This window comes from Rhodobacter capsulatus, assembly GCF_005144475.1.
GTDB classification, from domain to species: Bacteria; Pseudomonadota; Alphaproteobacteria; order Rhodobacterales; family Rhodobacteraceae; genus Rhodobacter; species Rhodobacter capsulatus_C.
Genome location: NZ_SWJZ01000042.1, coordinates 16,290 through 37,010 on the forward strand (window position 1 = coordinate 16,290; position 20,721 = coordinate 37,010).

Genomic DNA, 20,721 nt, shown 5'->3' on the forward strand with positions numbered 1-20,721 from the left:
GCCGTTTCGGCCCTGCCCCCCGGCGGTGCCTTAGCGCATCTCTTCGGCCGGGGTGACGCCAAGAATACCAAGACCCGCCGAAATCACAACGGCAGAGGCCCGGGCAAGGGCGATTTTCGCCGACGAGGCGGCCAGATCTCCGTCCTGCAGGAAGCGCAGGGACGGCTCGTCATTGCCGCGATTCCACAGCGCATGCAGCTCGGAAGCGATCTCATACAGGAAGAAGGCGACCCGATGCGGCTCGTTCGCGCGGGCGGCGATTTCCACCAGCCGCGGCCATTCGGCGATCTTTTTCGCCAGCGCGCGTTCGGCCTCGTGGCTGTTGCGGTCCAGATCGGCCCCGGCCAGCGTGGCATCGGAAACGTCGATGCCCATGTCGCGCGCCTTGCGCAGCACGGAGGCGACCCGGGCATGGGCATATTGCACGTAAAAGACCGGGTTGTCCTTGGACTGCTCCAGCACCTTGTCGAAGTCGAAATCCAAGGGCGCATCGTTCTTGCGGGTCAGCATGTGAAAGCGCGTGACCCCCGCCCCCGCCTGCTCGACCACGTCGCGCAGGGTGACAAAGGTGCCCGCGCGCTTGCTCATCTTGAAGGGCTCGCCGTTCTTGAACAGCTTCACCAGCTGGATCAGCTTGATGTCCAAAGGCACCCGGTTTTCCGACAGCGCCGCCACCGCCGCCTTCATCCGCTTGACATACCCGCCATGATCGGCGCCGAAGACGTCGATCAGCTGATCGAAGCCGCGCTCGATCTTCGTCCAGTGATAGGCGATGTCGGGGGCGAAATAGGTCCAGCTGCCGTCCGATTTCTTCACCGGCCGGTCGACGTCATCGCCATAATCGGTCGAGCGGAACAGCGTCTGTTCGCGTTCTTCCCAATCCTCGGGCAGCTTGCCCTTCGGCGGTTCCAGCGTGCCTTCGTAGATCAGGCCCAGATCCTGCAGCCGCTGCAGCGCCGCCTCGATCCGGCCGGTGCCGTAAAGCGACTTTTCGGAGTAGAAGACATCCATCTTCACGCCCAGAAGCGCCAGATCCTCGCGGATCATCGCCATCATCGCCTCGGTCGCGAAAACCCGCACCTCGGCCAGCCAGTCGCTTTCCGGCTTGTCGATCAGGCTGGCACCGTATTTTTCTTTCAGCGCCTCGCCCACGGGGATCAGGTAATCGCCCGGGTAAAGCCCCTCGCGGATCTCGGGCTCAAGCCCGTTCGCCTCGCGGTAGCGCTCATAGGCAGACCGCGCCAGCACATCGACCTGCGCGCCGCCGTCGTTGATATAGTATTCGCGCGTCACATCGTAGCCCGCGAAATCAAGCAGGCTGGCCAGCGCATCGCCGAACACCGCGCCGCGGGTATGGCCCACATGCATCGGCCCGGTCGGGTTCGCGGACACATATTCGACGTTGACCCGCAGCCCCTTGCCCAGATCGGAACGCCCGAAATCCGCCCCCGATGTCAGCGCCGCGCGCACCACATCGGCCCAAAGCCCGGGCGCCAGCCGCAGGTTGATGAAGCCCGGCCCGGCGACCTCGGCCGAGGCGATGCGGGCATCGGCGGCGAGCTTCGCCACCAGCCCCTCGGCCAGCGCGCGCGGGTTGGTTCCGGCGGGTTTCGCCAGCACCATCGCGGCATTCGTCGCCATGTCGCCATGGGCGGCATCGCGCGGCGGCTCGACCGCCACGGCCTGGGTGTCAAGGCCCGCGGGCAGCGCGCCTTCGGCCACCATCGCATCCAGCGCGGCAAGCACGACCGCGCGCACATCAGCAAAGAGGTTCATGATCTGATCGCTTCCTTCGTTGCCTCACCCCTGCCAGAGCGGCGCCGTGCCGTCAACTCTGCGCCGCCGCGCGCGCCGCTTCGGCCAGTCCCGCCCCCCCCTGAGAAAGCGCGTCGCACCCCGTTCAGATTGACGGATCGCCATTTTTCCGCTAACGCGACCTCACCCGCAATCCGGCGGGCAGACGGGACGCCCGGTTTCAACGCGTCCCCCCACCCCGCGCGCGGGGCTTCCCACGCGCCACAGGACGCCCATGACGAAGTTTACCGATCTCAATCTTGACCCTGCCGTGCTGCGTGCGATCGCGGATTCGGGCTATGAAACGCCGACGCCGATCCAGGCGGGCGCCATTCCCCCCGCGCTCGAAGGCCGGGATGTCCTGGGCATCGCCCAGACCGGCACCGGCAAGACCGCTTCCTTCACCCTGCCGATGGTCACCATGCTGTCCTCGGGCCGGGCGCGGGCGCGGATGCCGCGCAGCCTTGTGCTGTGCCCGACGCGGGAACTGGCCGCGCAGGTGGCCGAGAATTTCGACACCTATGCGAAATACACCAAGCTGACCAAGGCGCTGCTGATCGGCGGCGTCAGCTTCGGCGAACAGGACAAGCTGATCGACCGCGGCGTCGATGTGCTGATCGCGACGCCGGGCCGCCTGCTCGACCATTTCGAGCGCGGCAAGCTTCTGCTCACCGGCGTGCAGATCATGGTGGTCGATGAAGCCGACCGGATGCTCGACATGGGCTTCATTCCGGATATCGAGCGCATCTTCCAGCTGACCCCCTTCACCCGGCAGACGCTGTTCTTCAGTGCCACGATGGCGCCGGAGATCGAGCGCATCACCAACACCTTCCTGCATGCGCCCGCCCGCATCGAGGTGGCGCGTCAGGCGACGGCCTCGGAAACGATCACGCAAAAGCTGATCCAGATCACGCCGCCGCGCCGCGACCAGTCGGCCAAGGCGAAACGGGAACTGCTGCGCGCGATCATCAAGTCCGAGGGCGAGGCCTGCACCAACGCCATCATCTTCTGCAACCGCAAGACGGATGTGGACATCGTGGCGAAGTCGCTGAAAACGCACGGGTTCAACGCCGCGCCGATCCATGGCGATCTGGACCAGAGCCTGCGCACGAAGACGCTGGACGCCTTCCGCGACGGCTCGCTGCAACTGCTGATCGCCTCGGATGTGGCGGCGCGGGGCCTTGATATTCCGGCCGTCAGCCACGTTTTCAACTACGATCTGCCCAGCCACGCCGAGGATTACGTCCACCGCATCGGCCGCACCGGCCGCGCCGGGCGTCTGGGCGCCGCCTTCTCGATCGCGACGCCCGCCGATGACAAATACCTGACCGCGATCGAAGCGCTGGTGAAGATGGCGATCCCGCGCGCCGATCCGCCCGAGGGCTTTTCGCTGTCGGATGCGGCGCATCGCGAGCCGCGCAAATACGAAGACGACAAGGGGCCGAAATCGCGCACGTCGCGCACGCGCTCGGGTCGCGGTCGGGATGAGAAACGTCCGCCGCGCGAAGACCGCGCGCCGGTGATCGTCGCCGTCGAGGAAAACGACTCGCATATCGTTGACGTGCCCGAGGCGAAACGGTCCGAGGGGCGGCGCTCCGAGCCGCGCCGCAACGACGGCCCGCGGTCAGAAAGCCATCGCCCCGATCCGATCCGCCCCGATGGTCCCCGTGACGAACGCCGTGACGAACGCCGGTCGGAACCCTATCGCGACAGCCGTCGTGGCCGCGATGGCGGGCCTGCCGTCGTCGGCATGGGCGATCACGTGCCGGATTTCCTGCTGCGCTCGTTCCGCACCACGAAGCCGGTGATCGAGGACAAGGACAGCGACGAGGCCCCCGAGGCCGAAGGGAACACCGTGGTCTCGGAACCCTCGGAAAGCTGAGGTCTCGCCACGCCGAAAACGCAAAGCCCCGGTTTCCCGGGGCTTTTTCTTTTGGCTCAGGCGCCGAAGGTGCGCTCCAGAACGCCGAGCCAGTTTTCATGCGCGATCTTGCGGATCAGCGGCTCCCCCCAGCCATGATCGCGCATCGCGCCGATGAAGCCCGGCAGGCCCGCGACATCGCCCAGCACCTCGGGAATTTCCGCGCCGTCGAAATCCGAGCCCAGCCCCACGTGATCCTCGCCCAGACGCTCGATCAGATGATCCAGATGGCGCAGCATCGGGTCCCAGCCGCAGCCGGGGTCCTTGCGGCCATCGGGCGTCAGGAAGCTGACGGCGTAGTTCAGCCCGACCATGCCGCGGCTTTCGCGGATGATGTTCAATTGCCGATCGGTCAGATTGCGCGACGACGGACACAGAGCATGGGCGTTCGAATGGGTGGCCACCAGCGGCGCATCCGAAAGCGCCGCGACATCGTCAAAGCCCTTCTCATTGAGATGGCTGAGGTCGATCATCACCTTGAGCTTGTTGCATTCGGCGACCAGCCGCTTGCCCGCCGCCGTCAACCCCGGCCCGGTGTCGGGGCTTGACGGGAAGGCAAAGGGCACGCCATGGCCAAAGATCGTCGGGCGCGACCAGACGGGCCCAAGCGAGCGCAGGCCGAGCGCATGGAAGGCATGCAGTGCATCCAGATCGGCGTCGATCGCCTCGGCGCCTTCCATATGCAGGATCCCGGCGATGACGCCTTCGGCCATCGCGGCGCGGATCTCGCCCGCGGTGCGGCAGATGCGGAAGGCGCCCTCGGACACACGTTCCATCCACAGCATCAGCCCCGCCGCGCGCAGCGCCGGATCGGCCGCCTCGGCAGCATCCATCAGCGCGGGCAGCGGCAGGCGATAGGGCGGATTGGCCATCTGCGCCATCAGATCGGCGTCGTCATGCGCGACCGGGGACGGCAGATAGATCGCGAAAAAGCCCCCCGCGAAGCCGCCCGCGCGCATCCGCGGCAGGTCCAACTGCCCCCGGCCCTCGCCGGTCAGCCAGATTTCGCGGCGCTTTTCAGGCGCTTCCAGAAGCCGCAACAACAGATCGTTGTGGCCGTCAAAGACCGGGATCATCGGGTTTCCTTTCCGGCGGGGTCCAGCATCCGGTCCGCGGAGGCCGCGAACAGGCTTTGCGCATAAGCCGTCTTCATCCGGGCGTGGGCCAGATCGTCGCGCGCCAGTTCCTCGACCGCGCGGCCGTTCTGCATCACCAGCACGCGGTCGCACATGTGGTCGATCACGGCGAGATCGTGGCTGACCATCAGGAAGGTCAGCCCGCGTTCCGCCCGCAACCGGTTGAGCAGATTGAGCACCTCGGCCTGCACCGAGGCATCGAGCGCCGAGGTGGGCTCATCGAGCAGCAGGATTTCCGGTTCCAGCATCAGCGCGCGGGCGATGGCGACGCGCTGGCGCTGCCCGCCCGACAGCTGGTGCGGATAGCGAAAGCGGAACGAGGTCGGCAGGCCGACATCGGTCAGCGCCCGCACCACCCGCGCATCGGTGTCGCCGATGCCATGGATGGCGAGCGGTTCCGACAGCGTGTGGTCGATGGTGTGGCGCGGATGCAGGCTGGCGTAGGGGTCCTGAAACACCATCTGCACGCGCGCGGAAAACGCCTTGCCGCGCGGCGATCTCAGCGGTTGCCCGCCGATGCGGATCGCACCGCCCGAAACCGGCGCCAGCCCGCAGATCGCCCGCAGGATGGTCGATTTGCCCGAACCGCTTTCGCCGACCAGCCCGAAGCTCGCCTGTGCAGGCACGCGCAGACTGACGCCTTCGACCGCGCGGACGGTGCGTCCATGCGCGCGGAACGTGACCGAGAGGTCCTCGATTTCGATCAGATCAGACATGCGCCCACTCCCCCGTGCGATCAAGCCCCGGCAACGGCGCCCGCGGGCCGCCGATCCGCGGCAGGCAGTTCAGCAAGCCCTGCGTATAGGGGTGCTTTGCCGCCATCAGATCGTGGGCCGCCAGTTCCTCGACGATGCGGCCGCGATACATCACCAGCACCCGGTCGCAAAACCGCGCCACCAGCCGCAGATCGTGGCTGATGAAGATCAGCCCCATGCCGCGGCTTTTCACCAGATCATCGAGAATCGACAGAACCTCGGCCTGCACCGTCACATCCAAGGCCGAGGTCGGCTCATCGGCGATCAGCAGATCGGGTTCCGGGATCAGCATCATCGCGATCATCACCCGCTGGCCCATGCCGCCCGAAAGCTCATGCGGCCAGGCCTCCATCACGCGTTCGGGGTCGCGGATCTGCACCGCTTCCAGTGCCGCGATCGCCTTTTTCCGCGCCTCGGCCCGGCTGATGCGGTCGCGCCGCAGCAAGCCCTCGGTCAGCTGCGCGCCGATCCGCATGACGGGGTTGAGCGAATATTTCGGGTCCTGCATCACCATGGCGAGACGCGGGCCGCGCAGGGCACGCATCTGTTTTTCATTGGCTTTCAGCAGGTCGATGCCGTCGAAGTCCATCCGGTCCGCCTCGATCCGCCCGGGCGGGCGAATGAGCCGCAGCACGGACCGCCCGGTGATGGTTTTCCCCGAACCGCTTTCGCCGACGATCCCCAGCCGTTCCCGGCCAAGGGAAAAACTGACCCCGCGCACGGCCTGCACCGGGCCGGTCTCGGTGGCAAAGGTGACGCGCAGGTTTTCGATCTGCAACAGGCTCATCGCGACGCACTCCGCGGGTCGAGGACATCGCGCAGACCGTCCCCCAGAAGGTTGAAGCCGAGCGAGACGGCAAAGATCGCCAGGCCGGGCATGGTGGCGACCCACCATTGTTCAAACAGGAACTTGCGGCCGGAGGAAATCATCAGCCCCCATTCCGGAAGCGGTGGCTGCACGCCAAGGCCCAGGAACCCAAGACCGGCCGCGATCAGGATCACCCCGGCCATGTCGAGCGTGACGCGGATGATCACCGAAGGCAGGCACATCGGCACGACATGGCCCCAGATGATCCGCCCCGCCCCCGCGCCCTGCAGCCGCACGGCGGCGATGTAATCGGAATTGCGCACGGTCAGGGTCTCGGCCCGCGCGACGCGGGCATAGGGAGGCCAGGCGGTCAGGGCGATCGCCAGAACCGCGTTCTGCACCCCCGGCCCCAGCACGGCGACCAGCGCCAGCGCCAGGATAAGTCGCGGGAAAGCCAGGAAGATATCGGTGATCCGCATCAGCACGGTATCGACCCAGCCGCCGAAATAGCCCGCGACGGTGCCGATCAACAGCCCGATCAGCGGCGCGGTGACGGCGACAAGGGCGACGATGACCAGCGTGATGCGGGCGCCATGGACGATCCGGCTCCAGATGTCGCGGCCGAAATCATCGGTGCCGAGCCAATGCCCGGGCGTGCCGGGGGGCATAAGCCGCTCGGCCAGGTTCTGCGCAAAGGGGTCTTGCGGCGCGAAGACCGGCGCCGCGGCGGCCAGAAGGCACAGCCCCGCGATGATGAAAAGACCCAGCATCGCCAGCGGGTTGCGGCGCAGGCGCAGCCAGGCAAGCCAGGCCTGGCCCAACCGGGCCTGACGGCGCGAGGACGGGTTCGGGTCGGTCAGCCAAAGGGTAAGCGCGGTCATCAGCGGGCCCTCGGATCGACAAGACGGTAGAGGATGTCGGAAGCCATGTTCAACGTGACGAAGACAACGCCCACGACGACGGTGCCGCCCAGAACGGCGGGCATGTCGGCAGCGAAAAGCGCGTCGGTGATGTAAAGGCCAAGGCCCGGCCAGGCGAAGATCGTCTCGGTCAGGACCGAGCCTTCCAGCAGATAGGCATAAGACAGCGCGATGACGGTGATCAGCGGCACCGAGACATTGCGCATCGCATGCACCCAGATCACCCGCCATTCCGGCATGCCCTTGACGCGGGCGGTGGTGACATATTCCTGGCTCAGTTCCGTCATCATGAAGCTGCGCGTCATGCGGCTGATGTAAGCCATGGAGACATATCCCAGAATTCCCGCAGGCAGGACGATGTGGGAAATCGCATTGGCAAAGATGTCCCAGGCGCCGTTCAGCGCGGAATCGATCAGGATGGCGCCGGTGTAGCGGGTCATGCTGAATTCCAGCATCATCTCGTAGGTGGCATCCAGCCGCCCGGGGCCGCCGACCCAGCCCAACTGGCCGTAAAACACCAGAAGGCCGATCAGGCCCAGCCAGAAGACCGGCATCGAATAGCCGACAAGGCCGACAAGCCGCACGATCTGATCCGCAAGCGTTCCGGGCCGGGTCGCGGCCAGCACGCCCGCGGGCACGCCCAGGGCGACGCCGATCAGCGTGCCGAGCGTCGCCAGTTCCAGCGTCGCGGGGAAGACGCGGGCGACATCCTCGATCACCGGGGTGCGGGTGCGGATCGACTGGCCCAGATCGCCCTGCACGGCGTCGCGGACATAGATCCAGAATTGCTGCCAGAGCGGTTGATCCAGGCCCAGCGCCTCGCGGACGGCCTGATACTGCGCCTCGGTGGCGCGTTCGCCGACGATCGAGAGCACCGGATCGATCGGCACGACGCGGCCGATGACGAAGGTGACCAGCAAAAGGCCCAGAAGCGTGATGGCAAGGGTGAGAAGACCTCCGGCCGCATGGCGCGCAAGCGCGGGCAGACGGGAGGACGGGGCGGGGGAAGGTTCGGTCGTGGTCATGGGGGCAAGCCCCGCCGCCCGGATCGGCCCGGGCGGCGGGATCGTCTTACTTGGTCACGGTCCAGTAGCTGGCCTGATCGGTCGCGCCGCCGGCGTGGAAGCCCTTGACAGTGGCGCGCAAAGCATCCTGCCGCGCCATCTGGAACATCGTCACGAAGGCCGAGCTGTCGCGGTGCACGCGCTGCATGTTCTCATACATCGCGGCGCGTTTGGCGGCATCGGGTTCGGCCACGGCGGCCTCGGCCTCGGCGCCCATCGCACCCGGATCCCAGGCGGTGCGCCAGGCCAGATAGCCCGTCGCCTTGGCCGCGTCCGAGTTGTCGGGGTTTTCCGCGAAGGTCGAGGCGTTGGTGTGGGGGTCGGGATAATCCGGGCCCCAGGTCTGCAGGGTGATCTGATGCTGACGACCGCGGAATTTCTCCAGCACCTGCTTGCCGTCGCCCACATCCAGCGTGACGTTGATGCCGATCTGCCCGAAGGTGTGCTGCACCGATTGCGCGATGTTCATCCGCTCGGGGTTGTTGCGCACGGTCAGGCTGACTTCCAGCGGCAGTTTCACGCCGGACTCCGCCAAGGCCGCCTTGGCCTTTTCCAGATCGAGGCTGTAGGGCGTGTCGTCCAGCGCGCCAAGGAAGCCCTTGGGCAGGAAGGCCTGATGCACGACCCACTGCCCCTTCAGGATGCTGTCGGCCATGCCCTGATAATCGACCGCCCAGCGCATCGCCTCGAGCACCTTGGGGTTCGCCAGATCGGCCACTTTCTGGTTCATCGCCAGATAGTAGATCTGCCCGCCGACGTCATTTTGCACCACGATCTCGGGATTGCCGCTGATGCCCTCGATGTCGGTCGGCGTCATTTCGCGGGCAATGTCGATGTCGCCCTTTTCGATCAGCAGCCGCTGCGTCGCGCCTTCGGGGATATGGCGCATCAGCACGTTCTTGATCGGCGCATCGCCGCGCCAGTGCCCCTCGCGGGCCTGCAGGATGTAACCCTCGTTCGGCTTGAACGAGCGCAGCACATAGGCGCCGGTGCCTTCGGAATGCGACTTGAGCCATTCATTGCCCATGTCGCCGTTAACTTCATGCTCCATCGCCGCCTTGACATCGACGATATAGGCGGGCGTCGCGGTCAGACAGTTGTAGATGAAGCTCGGCGCATAGCGCTTGTCGGTCTTCAGGATCAGCGTGTCGCCGTCGAAGCTGACGGTCTGTTCGACATTGTCCTTGGTCAGCCCGAACTGGGTCAGGATGAAGGCCGGGGTCTTGTCCATCTGGACGACGCGGCGCAGCGACAGGGCGGCGGCCTCGGCGGTGACCGGATTGCCGCTCGAGAAGGTGACGCCCGGGCGCATCTTGAAGCGATAGGTGACGCCATCTTCATCGACCGACCAGCTTTCGGCCAGACCGGGGACCAGCTCACCCGGTTTCGCGGGGTCAAGCTCCACGAGCGAGTCGTAAAGGTTGTTGTTCAGGTCCGCGCCCGAGAATTCAAAGGCTTCGGCCGGATCGATCGAGACGATATCGTCGATCGCATCGGCCAGAACCAGCGTGTCGGCGGGCGTCTGCGCAAAAAGTGCTGCGGGCGCGACACAAGCAAGAAGGGCGGCGAAAGCGGCCGCCGGGCGAAGGCTGCGGAGTGATGTCATGTGCGGACTCCCTGTCCTGTCTGTTCTTGTCCCGGGGCGATCCGAAGCGGACCGACCCGATCGGACGAAGCTGGCCCGTTCCTTGCGGAAGATCAAGCGCACGTGAACGCAAAGGCGCCTTGCGGCGGAAAAACGCCCAAGCGTTGCCCGGCGTTTCCGCAGCGCGAACGACCGCCCCGAGCCGAAAGCGCGAATCGTCAGCGCCACCACGTCAATCCCCCCTGCCCCGCGCGCAGATGCCGATGCCGGAAACCGCGGCGGGATCGCGGCAGGACGGCCCGGATCGCGCAATTTTGACACAATTGCCGCCGACCGACGGTTGAGCGCACGCGACCAGTGCCGCCCCGGAAGCGGAATTATTGCCGCTTGGTTAACAGTTTTCCCCAAGTTTTAAGGGGTTGGCCGGGGAATTAAGGAGTCATTAAGGATTCTTGACGGCCTCAACACGTCGTTAACCTTTTGTTTCCATTTTGGGCGACAATTCCGAAAAGCTTCCTCACTCATGCCGCAGGCGATGCCGATAGTGTCCTCATCAGACGGGTGCCCAAAGGGTGCCGACCAGCCGAGGAGAACCAACATGGCGTTCACGTTCCGCAAGAAGCACGAGATGAAGGAAGCCCAGCCGGTTGCGGTCGCCGTGGCGGCGGAAACGGAACACCTGGCCCTGTCCGAGAAGATCGCGCAATACGACTATCTCGAACATCTGCTGGAAGATCTGATCGTCGAACAGGAAACCCTGTCGCGGCAGTTCTACGCCAAACAGCGCGAGGCCGAGACAGACACCGTCGCGCTGGATTCGGGCGAGATGGTGGCCCGGGACACGCTGACGATCACCGATCTTTCCTACACGGATTTCAAGCAGTTGAGCGATCTGGCCAAGCGCGTCGTGCCGGAGGGCCTGCCCAATGCCCATCGCCGCTTCGTGCTCAAGGCCTGCAGCCCCGAGATGGTGGCGATCGAGGATCTGGAAGAGATGATCAAGCTTTACCGCTACCGCATGGGCGTGGCGGAGCAGGACATCCTTGACCACCGTCCGACCTCGATCCTCGAAGCGACGGCGAAGCTGCGCTTCATGTCCAGCCTGATGCTCGACGGGCTCGACATCAAGCACGACTATTTCTTCTACCTCGTCGAGGAATGCGCGATGATCATCGAAAAGGTCGAACGTCGCCGCATCGTCTGAGACCGAAAGCCCCGCCCGCCAATGCGGGCCGGGCAGAGCAGTGGCACAAGTTCCAGTGCCCGGTCGGTGCCAAAGCGATGCAAATCAACATCGCCGGAACCGATAATTCCTCCGCTCCGGGGGGACGCCGGGATTGTTAACCATATCTTAACCAATCCTGCGCGAGTCTCGCACAAAAGAAACGTCGGGGTGGCCCACTCCCCCACCGACGCATGCGAGGCAAAGGAAGATCGAAATGTCCCCCGAAGACCACGGCCAAGAGCAGCCCCCCAGCCTCTGGGTGCGGATGCGCAACCTGCTGACGCCCGGTGCCACCCGCCGGGCGGCCCGTCTGACCGCATTGCACCAGCAGATCGATGCGGTGCGCGACAAGGCGCTGCAAGTCGTCGCCCATGCGGGCGAGGCGCGCGAACGCTGGCTTTTGCTGCAGGAAGAAGACCTTGATCTGGCCGTGGGCGAAATGCGGATGCTGGCTGCGGTGACGATGCAGGCCGAATTCATCCTGCGCGCCCAGGCGCAGCGCACCCGGCACGACACCCTGCCCGAACCGCAGCAGACCGCGCTCTCGGACCAGCTTCACCAAACCCTGGCGGCGCTGGAAGATCTGCGCACGGCGGCGGCGCTTTCGGCGCTGAAGGCGCGGCACGGGCTGTTGATGGCGCATCCCGAGCCGCTCGGCCCCGAGGGGCGCCCGGCCCAGCCCCCCCGCCCGGTGCCGCAGCGCCAGGGCAAGCTGCGGATGCTGAACGGCGTTCCCGCCGGGGCGCGGCCGCTGCCGACGGCAGTCTGATCAGCCGCGCAGCCGCGCCACCAGCCGCAAAGCCGGATCGACGATATACATCGCGGGCGGGATCAGCAGCAGCCCGAAGATCAGCCCCAGCACGCCATCAAGGGCGGCCGTCACCAGCCATGCCGTGAAGCCGCCCGCGGGCAGCAGATGGCCCGCGCCCTCGGCCAGATGGTGGATCGTGTCATAGGCGGCGGGCCAGCCCAGCTCTGCCGCGCCATGCAGCAGGATCGAGCCGCCGACCCAGATCATCGCCGCGGTGCCCAGGATCGAGAGCGCCGTCAGCAGCGGCGGCATCGCCCGCACAAGACCGCGCCCGACCCAGCGGATCGGCGCGATCGTCCCCTTGCGCGCCAGCCACAGCCCGACGTCATCGGCCTTCACGATCAGCGCGACGCCGCCATAAACCAGCACGGTGATCCCCACCGCCACCACGGCCAGCGCCAGCGTCTGCATCCAGAGCGGCTGCCCCGCGGGCAGCGAGGCCATGGCGATGGTCATGATCTCGGCCGAAAGGATGAAATCGGTCTTCACCGCGCCCGAGACCTTTTCGCGTTCCAGATGCGCCGGATCGCCCGCCGGATCGTCCTCGGGATCGACATGGCCGTCGGCATGGGGGGCATGCGGAAAAAGGACGTGAAAGACCTTTTCGGCGCCCTCGAAGCACAGATAGGCGCCGCCCAGCATCAAAAGCGGCGTGATCACCCAGGGCGCAAAGGCCGAGAGGAGCAGCGCGACGGGCAAGAGGAACACCAGCTTGTTGCGGATCGAGCCCATCGCGATCTTGCCCACGATCGGCAATTCGCGGCTGGCTTCAAACCCATGCACATAGCGCGGCGTGACGGCGGCATCGTCGATGACGACGCCCGCGGCCTTGGCCCCCGCCTTGGCGGCGCCCGCGGCGACATCATCCACCGAGGCGGCGGCAATCTTGGCGATCCCCGCCACGTCATCGAGAAGGGCGAGAAGGCCGCTCATTCAAATCTCCCATGGGTTTCGCGGGTAAGTAGGGGCTGGGGACGCGGGGTGCAAGGGCCGCGCGCAGTGTCCGATGCGTCGTCCCGCATCAAGCCTGCAAGACTTCGGTCATCTCGCGCAACTGTTGCAGGATCGGAGGGTTGGTCGGCTCGACCACCTCTCGGCGAATCTGGCTCAGCACGCCGCGAATGACGTCTGTCTTGCGAAGGCCGGATTGCTCCACAAGCGTCTTCAGGGACTGATCGCTTTCCGGCGAAAGCTTGAAGGAAAGGCGTTTTTGCGGAATTCTCACCCCGGCCTGCAAGGTCAAGGCGTCTTCGCCGCCCGCGGCTTTCCAACGTTGCAGTTGCAGGATCGACGCAGGATCGCGCGACATCCTGTTCATGAAGAATGCGAGAATTGCCTTCCTGTGCCGCGGTGTCGCATGCCGCGTCACCAGCGTGACAGCGGCGTCAAGCACTTCGAGGTCCGGGGCGGGAACCTGCACTTCCAGCGGAATCTCCACGATCGGGCGTGCGCGCCGCAGCGCGGGCAAGGACTGGGCGGGAATGCTGACGACAGCGCCGCAGCGATCACAGACCGCCGCGAGAATATCCTTGGCCAGCCCGTCGTGATCTTCGAACGGGACATCGCAGTACCGAAATGTCGTCGGCACGATATCGGCACAGAGTTCGCAGATACCCTTGGAACACTCGCCAGCCTGATAGAGTTTCATCTCATTCGTCCCGATGCACACTCACGAAAATGACGTCTGGAGCCAGAACGTAAAACTTGATGTACCAGCCATCTCGTTTGAGGATGTGCACATCCACGCCTTTCCTGACATGGTGCTCGTCTCTGCGATGATGTTGGCCGGAGCATCGCGTCAGGATCACCACGACTTCGGCTTCCGTAATCTCCCCGGTTGCGAGCAAATTCTTGCTGCTCAGGGCGCTCCGTCTCTCGATCTGATACGAGCCGCTTTCCAGCGCTTCTATTGCAAGTCTCTTCGCCTCCTTGAACCCGATCCTTGCGATCAATATACGAGCTCCCTCGTAAAATTCAAGTTGACGCCCCAAACCAAAAGGCGCTCCCTTGGGAGCGCCTTTTCTCTTACAACCCGAGCTTCTTCGCCACGATCTCGTTGACCGCGGCGGGGTTGGCCTTGCCGCCTGAGGCCTTGATCACCTGGCCCACGAACCACCCCGCCAGCTTCGGATTGGCCTTCGCCTTCTCCACCTGCGCCGGGTTCGCGGCGATGATCTCATCGACCGCCGCCTCGATCGCGCCCATGTCGGTCACCTGCTTCATGCCGCGGGCCTCGACGATCGCGGCCGGGTCGCCGCCCTCGGTATAGACGATCTCGAACAGATCCTTGGCGATCTTGCCCGAAATGTCACCCGAGCGGATCAGCCGGATGATCCCGCCCAGCTGCGCCGGGCTGACCGGGCTTTGGCCGATCTCGTGGCCCTCTTTCTTCAAGCGCCCGAACAGCTCGTTGATCACCCAGTTCGCGGCCAGCTTGCCATCCTCGGCCACCGCCACCACGGCTTCGAAATACTCGGCATCCGCCACTTCCGCCGTCAGCACCGAGGCGTCATATTCGGAAAGCCCCAGATCCTTGACGAAGCGCGCCTTCTTGTCGTCCGGCAGTTCCGGCATCGTCGCGCCGATGTCATCGACCCAGGCCTGTTCGATCTCCAAAGGCAGCAGGTCCGGGCAGGGGAAATAGCGGTAATCATGCGCTTCTTCCTTGGAGCGCATGGACCGCGTCTCGCCCTTGTCCGGGTCGTAAAGCCGGGTTTCCTGCACGATCTTGCCGCCATCTTCCAAAATCGCGATCTGGCGGCGCGCTTCGTAATCGATCGCTTGCTGGATGAAGCGCATCGAGTTCATGTTCTTGATCTCGCAGCGCGTGCCCAGATGGCTGAAGTCCTGCGTCGCCTGATATTTCTCGTATTGGCCGGGACGGCAGACCGAGACGTTCACATCGGCGCGCAGGTTGCCGTTTTGCATGTTGCCGTCGCAGGTGCCGATATAGCGCAGGATCTGCCGCAGCTTGGCGATATAGGCCGCCGCTTCCTCGGGGCCGCGAATGTCGGGACGCGAGACAATCTCCATCAGCGCGACGCCGGTGCGGTTGAAATCGACAAAGGACATGGTGGGGTCCATGTCGTGGATCGACTTGCCCGCGTCCTGTTCGAGGTGAATCCGCTCGATCCGCACCTTGCGCGCCACACCCGGGCCCATGTCGACGATGATCTCGCCCTCGCCCACGATCGGGTGGTAAAGCTGCGAGATCTGATAGCCCTGCGGCAGGTCGGGGTAGAAATAGTTCTTGCGGTCAAAGGCCGAACGCAGGTTGATCCCCGCCTTCAGCGCCAGCCCGGTGCGGACCGCCTGCGCGACGCAGAATTCGTTGATCACCGGCAGCATGCCGGGCATCGCGGCGTCCACAAAGGCGACGTTCGCGTTCGGCTCATTGCCGAACACCGTCGAGGCGCCCGAGAACAGCTTCGCGTTCGAGGCCACCTGCGCGTGCACCTCCATCCCGATCACCAGTTCCCAGTCGCTTTTCGCGCCGGCAATGACTTTCGGTTCGGGGGCGGTGAAGGCAAGGTGATCAAGCATTGCGGGTTCCCTTTCTCGGCTTGAGCCCTTCTAGGGCAGGGCGCGGCGCGGGGCAAGATGGCCCGCCCGCGCGGCGGGTGTCAGGTCGAAAGGGCGTATTTTTGCCAAGAAGAAACGGATCGGCTTCTTCTTGGCGCAAATACGCCGGGGTCCGGGGCAGCGCCCCGGCGCTTTCAGCCCGCCAGCCGCCCGACCATCTCGGCCAGATCGCGGCTGAGACCGGGGGTGGCGGCGATGCGCTCAAGCGCCGCTTGCGCATGGCGCCGCCGGGCGCCGTCATAGCGCCGCCAGGTCTCGAAGGCGGTCGACATCCGCGCCGCGGTCTGCGGATTGAGCGGATCGAGCCGGATCAGCCAATCGGCATAAAGCGCATAGCCCGCGCCATCGGCACGGTGGAAGCCCGCATGGTTGGCGGCAAAGCCCCCCAGCAGGCTGCGGAAGCGGTTCGGGTTCTTCCAGTCGAAGCTCGGGGAGGCCGCGAGCCGTGTCACCGTCTCGGCCGCCGCCTCGGGCGGGGTCAGCGCGCCCTGCGCCATGCGCCACTTGTCCATGACCAGCGGATCGGCGGCCCAGCGCGTGGCGAAACTGGCCAGCTGCCCCTGCCCCTTGCCCTCGGTCACCAGCGCATTCAGCGCGCCGATGCTTTCGGTCATGTTCGTGGCCTCGGCAAAAAGCGCCGCCGCCCGGGCGCCGCCGTCTTCGGTGGTCAAAAGCGCCAGCGTGGCCAGCCGCAGCGCGCGGCGCCCGGCGGGCCCCGCGTCGGGGCTGTAGGGGCCCGTCACCGCGCAGCTGTCATAGACCCGGCTCAGCGCCGCGCCGTGGCGGGTGGCGAGCATCTTCATCAACTTGCGCCGCGCCCCCCGGATCGCCTCCGGATCGGGGGTGTCGCCCTGCGCGAAGAGCGCCGCGGCGATCTCGTCCTCGCCCGGCAGGCGCAGACAGGCGGCGCGGAAGCCCGGATCAGCCTCGTCATCGGCAATCAGCCGCCCGACCGCATCAAGATAATCAAGCTGCGCCCCCTCGCCGCGCGCCATCACCATCAGGGTCTGGCGTGCCAGCGTCCGCCCGGCCTCCCAACGGTTGAAGGGATCGGTGTCATGGGCCAGCAGGAAGGCCTGTTCCGCGGGCGTCGTCGCCCGTTCCAGGATCACCGGCGCCGAGAAGCCGCGCAGGATCGAGGGCACCGGCCGCGCCGAAAGCCCCTCGAAGCGGAAGCTTTGCTGCGCCTCGGTCAGTTCCAGCACCGTGGTCGGCACGATCTCGTCGCCATTGGGCGACAACAGCCCCACCGCCAGCGGAATGTGGCGCGGCGGCTTGACCTCCTCGCCCGGGGTGGGCGGGGTCGTCTGGCGGACCTCCAGCGTGTAGGTGCCGTTTTCGTAAGCCTCGGTCACCGTCAGTTTCGGCGTGCCCGCCTGGGTATACCAGAGCATGAACTGGCGCAGATCGCGGCCCGAAGTATCCTCGAAGACCTTGATCCAGTCCTCGATCGTGCAGGCCTGGCCGTCATGGCGGTCGAAATAGAGATCCAGCGCCGCCCGGTAGCCCTCGGCGCCCAGAAGCGTCGCCAGCATGCCCACCACCTCGGCGCCTTTTTCATAGACGGTCGCGGTGTAGAAGTTGTTGATTTCCTTGTAGCGGTCGGGCCGCGGCGGATGGGCCAGCGGGCCCGCATCCTCGCGGAACTGACGTGCGCGCAGGCTGGCCACATCCTCGATCCGCTTCAGCCCGCCCAGCCGCACGTCGCGGGTAAAGCTTTGGTCGCGATAGACCGTCAAGCCTTCCTTCAGGCAAAGCTGGAACCAGTCGCGGCAGGTGATGCGGTTGCCGGTCCAGTTGTGGAAATATTCATGCGCGATCACCGCCTCGATGCGTTCGTAATCGGTGTCGGTCGCGGTTTCGGGGCTTGCCAGGACCAGCTTCGAGTTGAAGATGTTCAAGCCCTTGTTTTCCATCGCCCCCATGTTGAAATCATCGACCGCGACGATGTTGAACAGATCCAGGTCATATTCGCGCCCATAGGCCGTTTCGTCCCATTCCATCGACCGGACCAGCGCGCCCAGCGCGAAATCGCAGCGCGTTTCATCGCCCGGACGCACCCAGATATTGAGATCGACCCGGCGCCCCGAGCGTGTGGTGAACACCCCCGAGGTGGCGCGCAGATCCCCCGCCACCAGCGCGAACAGATAGGCGGGCTTCGGCCAGGGATCGTCCCATTCCGCCCAAGCCTCGCCCTGCCCGACCGGGTTGCCGTTCGACAAAAGCACCGGCAGGTCGCTTTCGATGCGGACATGAAAGCGGCTCATCACATCGGGACGGTCGGGGTAAAAGGTGATGTGGCGGAAGCCCTCGGCCTCGCATTGGGTGCAATACATCCCGTTCGACATGTAAAGCCCCTCGAGCGCGGTATTCGCGGCGGGCGCGATCTCGACCTCGGTCTGCAGCCGGAACGGGCCTGCGGGCAGCACGGCGGCGGGCAGCACGAGGCCGGTCTCGTCCAGATGATAGTCGCCCGGGGCCAGCGCCCGCCCGTCAAGGGAAAGTGAGATCAGCCGCAGATCTTCGCCCTGCAACACCATGTCGGCGCCCGGCTGCCGCGGCGTCACGTCAAGCGCCGCCGTGACCCGCGTGGCCGCCGGATCCAGCCGGAAGGTCAGGGAAACGGACGCGATCTCAAAGGGATAGGCCTTGTAATCCGACAAAAGGGTGACGCCGTCCATGACTTTCCTCGCACTGGGCTTGCACTGGGCTTTCGTGCAAGCTAGGCGCTTACCGCCCCCCCGGCAAGGCATCGCCGACAGCCGGGGAGATCGCGAATTTCGCTGGACAGGGGCGACATCAGGGCCAAGATACCGGCCAAAGCTTGGGAGGAGCCGATGACGGAACGCGTGGAACGCGAGGGGCTGCAGGTTGCGGCCGAACTGGCCGCCTTCATCGAAACGCAGGCGCTGCCCGGCACCGGGGTTGATCCGGCGCGGTTCTGGGGGGGCTTTTCGGCGCTGATCCATGAATTCGGGCCGCAGAACCGGGCGCTTCTGGACAAGCGCGACCAGCTGCAGGCGCAGATCGACGCCTGGCACCTGCACCACCGCGCCCAGGGCCATGACGCCACCGCCTATCGCGCCTTTCTGGAGGAGATCGGCTATCTGCTGCCCGAGGGCGCCGATTTCAGCATCGAGACCGGCCCGACCGACCCCGAGATTGCCCAGGTTTGCGGCCCGCAGCTGGTCGTGCCGATCACCAATGCGCGCTATGCGCTCAATGCCGCGAATGCGCGCTGGGGCAGCCTTTATGACGCGCTTTACGGCACCGACGCGCTGGGCGTGCCGCCCGCCGCGCCGGGCTACGATCCGGTCCGCGGCGCCAAGGTGATCGCCTGGGCCAAGGACTTCCTGGATGCCGCCTGCCCGCTGGTGGCCGGGTCCTGGGCGCAGGCGACGCGGCTCTGGCTGCAGGAGGGCGGCTTGTTCGCCGAGGTCGCGGGCGAGGAAACCGGGTTGAAGGACCCGGCGCAATTCGCGGGCTTCCGCGGCCCGGCCGAGGCGCCGGTGGACATCCTGTTGCGCAACAACGGCCTGCATCTGATCCTCAAGCGCGACCCGGCCCATCCGATCGGCGCCACGGATCCGCTCGGCCTTGCCGATCTGGTGCTTGAATCGGCGCTCTCCTCGATCATGGATTGCGAGGATTCGGTGGCCACCGTCGATGCCGCCGACAAGGTTCTGGCCTACCGAAACTGGCTCGGCCTGATGCGCGGCGATCTGACGGAAACGGTGACGAAGGGCGGGCGCAGCTTCCCCCGCGCCCTTGCCCCCGATCTGAGCTTCACCGCGCCCGGGGGCGGCCCGGTCACCCTCAAGGGCCGGGCGCTGATGCTGGTGCGCAATGTCGGGCCGCTGATGACCACCCCCGCGATCCTGACCCGCAGCGGCGCCGAGGCGCCCGAGGGGCTGATGGATGCGATGGTCACCACGCTTTGCGCGCTGCATGACCTGAAACGCGGCGCCAATTCCGTGACCGGCTCGGTCTATGTGGTCAAGCCGAAGCTGCACGGCCCCGAGGAAGTCGCCTTCACCTGCGCCAGCTTCGCCCATGTCGAGGAAGTTCTGGGCCTGCCCGCCAATACGGTCAAGCTGGGCATCATGGACGAGGAACGCCGCACCTCGGCCAACCTCAAGGACTGCATCCGCGCCGCCAAGGATCGGCTGGCCTTCATCAACTCGGGCTTCCTTGACCGGACCGGGGACGAGATCTTCACCTCGATGGAAGCCGGGCCGATGGTGACCAAGGCCGAGATGAAATCGCAGCCCTGGATTGCGGCCTATGAGGATCGCAACGTCGATATCGGCCTGCGCTGCGGGTTGCCGGGCAAGGCGCAGATCGGCAAGGGCATGTGGGCCGCGCCCGACGCCATGGGGCAGATGCTGGCGCAGAAGATCGCCCATCCGATGGCCGGGGCGAATTGCGCCTGGGTGCCCTCGCCCACCGCGGCGGTGCTGCACGCGACGCATTACCACCGCGTCGACGTGAAGGCGCGACAGCGCGAGATCGCGCAGCTGCAACGGCCGCTGCGGCTCTTTGATCTGCTGACGATCCCGCTTGCCGTCGGCCGCACCTATTCCGAGGCCGAGATCACCGCGGAAATCGAAAACAATGCGCAGGGCATTCTGGGCTATGTGGTGCGCTGGGTCGATCAGGGCATCGGCTGCTCGAAGGTGCCTGACATCCATGACGTGGGCCTGATGGAAGACCGCGCGACGCTGCGGATCAGCTCTCAGGCGCTGGCGAACTGGCTCCATCACGGCATCGTCGGCGAGCCGCAGGTGATGAAGGCCTTCCGCAAGATGGCCACCGTGGTCGATCGGCAGAATGCGGGCGATCCGGCCTATCAGCCGATGGCGCCGAATTTCGACGGGCTGGCGTTTCAGGCCGCCTGCGATCTGGTCTTCCTCGCCCGGATCCAGTCCTCGGGCTATACCGAACCCGTGCTGCACCAGCGCCGGGCGCAGGTGAAGGCCGCCAAGGCATAGGAAAGGGGGGGGGCTCTGCCCCCCGTCCCTGCGGGACTCCCCCCGGGATATTTGCACCAAGGTGAAAGCAAAGGGCCCCCGCGATGGGCGTCCTTTTATCTTGCCTCAAATATCCCGGGGGTGCGGGGG

16 protein-coding genes are annotated in these 20,721 nt (G+C 65.8%); 4 read left to right on the forward strand and 12 right to left on the reverse strand.

The genetic code is table 11. The features are described from left to right. Positions 1–30: 30 nt before the first annotated feature. Positions 31–1,776: an arginine--tRNA ligase gene (gene argS / locus FBT96_RS10790; protein ID WP_136906515.1), complete on the reverse strand. Its 1,746-nt coding sequence runs from the start codon at positions 1,774–1,776 to the stop codon at positions 31–33. 253 nt (positions 1,777–2,029) lie between these two features. Between argS and FBT96_RS10795 the strand changes: the two genes are divergently transcribed. Then, positions 2,030–3,676 carry a DEAD/DEAH box helicase gene (locus tag FBT96_RS10795; protein WP_136906517.1) on the forward strand — a complete coding sequence of 549 codons (1,647 nt, stop codon included), beginning with the start codon at positions 2,030–2,032 and terminating at the stop codon, positions 3,674–3,676. Between the two features lie 56 nt (positions 3,677–3,732). On the opposite strand, the gene FBT96_RS10800 is transcribed toward FBT96_RS10795, so the two are convergent. Genes FBT96_RS10800 through FBT96_RS10825 form a run of 6 tightly spaced genes read right to left on the reverse strand, consistent with a single transcriptional unit; the run spans position 3,733 to position 10,004 of the window. Continuing rightward, complete coding sequence (locus tag FBT96_RS10800; protein WP_136906519.1) at positions 3,733–4,791, reverse strand: dipeptidase; 1,059 nt, start codon at positions 4,789–4,791, stop codon at positions 3,733–3,735. After that, positions 4,788–5,567, reverse strand: a complete 780-nt coding sequence (locus FBT96_RS10805; protein ID WP_136906521.1) for an ABC transporter ATP-binding protein — start codon at positions 5,565–5,567, stop codon at positions 4,788–4,790. Before FBT96_RS10805 ends, FBT96_RS10800 begins: the two co-directional genes overlap by 4 nt. Continuing rightward, positions 5,560–6,393: an ABC transporter ATP-binding protein gene (locus tag FBT96_RS10810; protein WP_136906523.1), complete on the reverse strand. Its 834-nt coding sequence runs from the start codon at positions 6,391–6,393 to the stop codon at positions 5,560–5,562. The genes FBT96_RS10805 and FBT96_RS10810 overlap by 8 nt, the downstream gene beginning before the upstream one ends. Then, the gene (gene nikC, locus FBT96_RS10815; protein ID WP_136906525.1) at positions 6,390–7,295 is read right to left on the reverse strand and encodes a nickel transporter permease; all 906 of its coding nucleotides are present in this window, start codon (positions 7,293–7,295) and stop codon (positions 6,390–6,392) included. The genes FBT96_RS10810 and nikC overlap by 4 nt, the downstream gene beginning before the upstream one ends. Beyond that, complete coding sequence (locus FBT96_RS10820) at positions 7,295–8,359, reverse strand: ABC transporter permease (RefSeq protein WP_136906527.1); 1,065 nt, start codon at positions 8,357–8,359, stop codon at positions 7,295–7,297. The genes nikC and FBT96_RS10820 overlap by 1 nt, the downstream gene beginning before the upstream one ends. A 46-nt stretch (positions 8,360–8,405) precedes the next feature. Further along, complete coding sequence (locus FBT96_RS10825) at positions 8,406–10,004, reverse strand: ABC transporter substrate-binding protein (RefSeq protein WP_136906529.1); 1,599 nt, start codon at positions 10,002–10,004, stop codon at positions 8,406–8,408. A gap of 577 nt (positions 10,005–10,581) precedes the next feature. Between FBT96_RS10825 and FBT96_RS10830 the strand changes: the two genes are divergently transcribed. Continuing rightward, entirely contained in the window at positions 10,582–11,187 is a 606-nt protein-coding gene (locus FBT96_RS10830) for a hypothetical protein (protein ID WP_136906531.1), read from the forward strand. A gap of 235 nt (positions 11,188–11,422) precedes the next feature. Next, the gene (locus FBT96_RS10835) at positions 11,423–11,977 is read left to right on the forward strand and encodes a hypothetical protein (RefSeq protein ID WP_136906533.1); all 555 of its coding nucleotides are present in this window, start codon (positions 11,423–11,425) and stop codon (positions 11,975–11,977) included. Here FBT96_RS10835 and FBT96_RS10840 read toward each other — a convergent pair whose 3' ends face one another. The 5 genes from FBT96_RS10840 to pepN all read right to left on the reverse strand — a co-directional run bounded on the left by FBT96_RS10840 (position 11,978) and on the right by pepN (position 18,282). Beyond that, on the reverse strand, positions 11,978–12,952 hold the full coding sequence (locus tag FBT96_RS10840) for a DUF808 domain-containing protein (RefSeq protein WP_136906535.1): 975 nt from the start codon (positions 12,950–12,952) through the stop codon (positions 11,978–11,980). 88 nt (positions 12,953–13,040) lie between these two features. Next, positions 13,041–13,667, reverse strand: coding sequence for a hypothetical protein (locus FBT96_RS10845; RefSeq protein WP_136906537.1), 627 nt, complete (start codon positions 13,665–13,667; stop codon positions 13,041–13,043). Position 13,668: 1 nt separating this feature from the next. Further along, complete coding sequence (locus tag FBT96_RS10850; RefSeq protein ID WP_212635382.1) at positions 13,669–13,971, reverse strand: hypothetical protein; 303 nt, start codon at positions 13,969–13,971, stop codon at positions 13,669–13,671. Between the two features lie 73 nt (positions 13,972–14,044). After that, positions 14,045–15,562 carry an Asp-tRNA(Asn)/Glu-tRNA(Gln) amidotransferase subunit GatB gene (gene gatB, locus FBT96_RS10855; protein WP_136906539.1) on the reverse strand — a complete coding sequence of 506 codons (1,518 nt, stop codon included), beginning with the start codon at positions 15,560–15,562 and terminating at the stop codon, positions 14,045–14,047. Between the two features lie 173 nt (positions 15,563–15,735). After that, a complete protein-coding gene (gene pepN, locus FBT96_RS10860; RefSeq protein WP_136906541.1) occupies positions 15,736–18,282 on the reverse strand; it encodes an aminopeptidase N in 2,547 nt (848 codons plus the stop codon). A gap of 156 nt (positions 18,283–18,438) precedes the next feature. On the opposite strand from pepN, the gene FBT96_RS10865 reads away from it, so the two are divergent. Continuing rightward, complete coding sequence (locus tag FBT96_RS10865) at positions 18,439–20,592, forward strand: malate synthase G (protein ID WP_136906543.1); 2,154 nt, start codon at positions 18,439–18,441, stop codon at positions 20,590–20,592. Positions 20,593–20,721 lie beyond the last annotated feature (129 nt).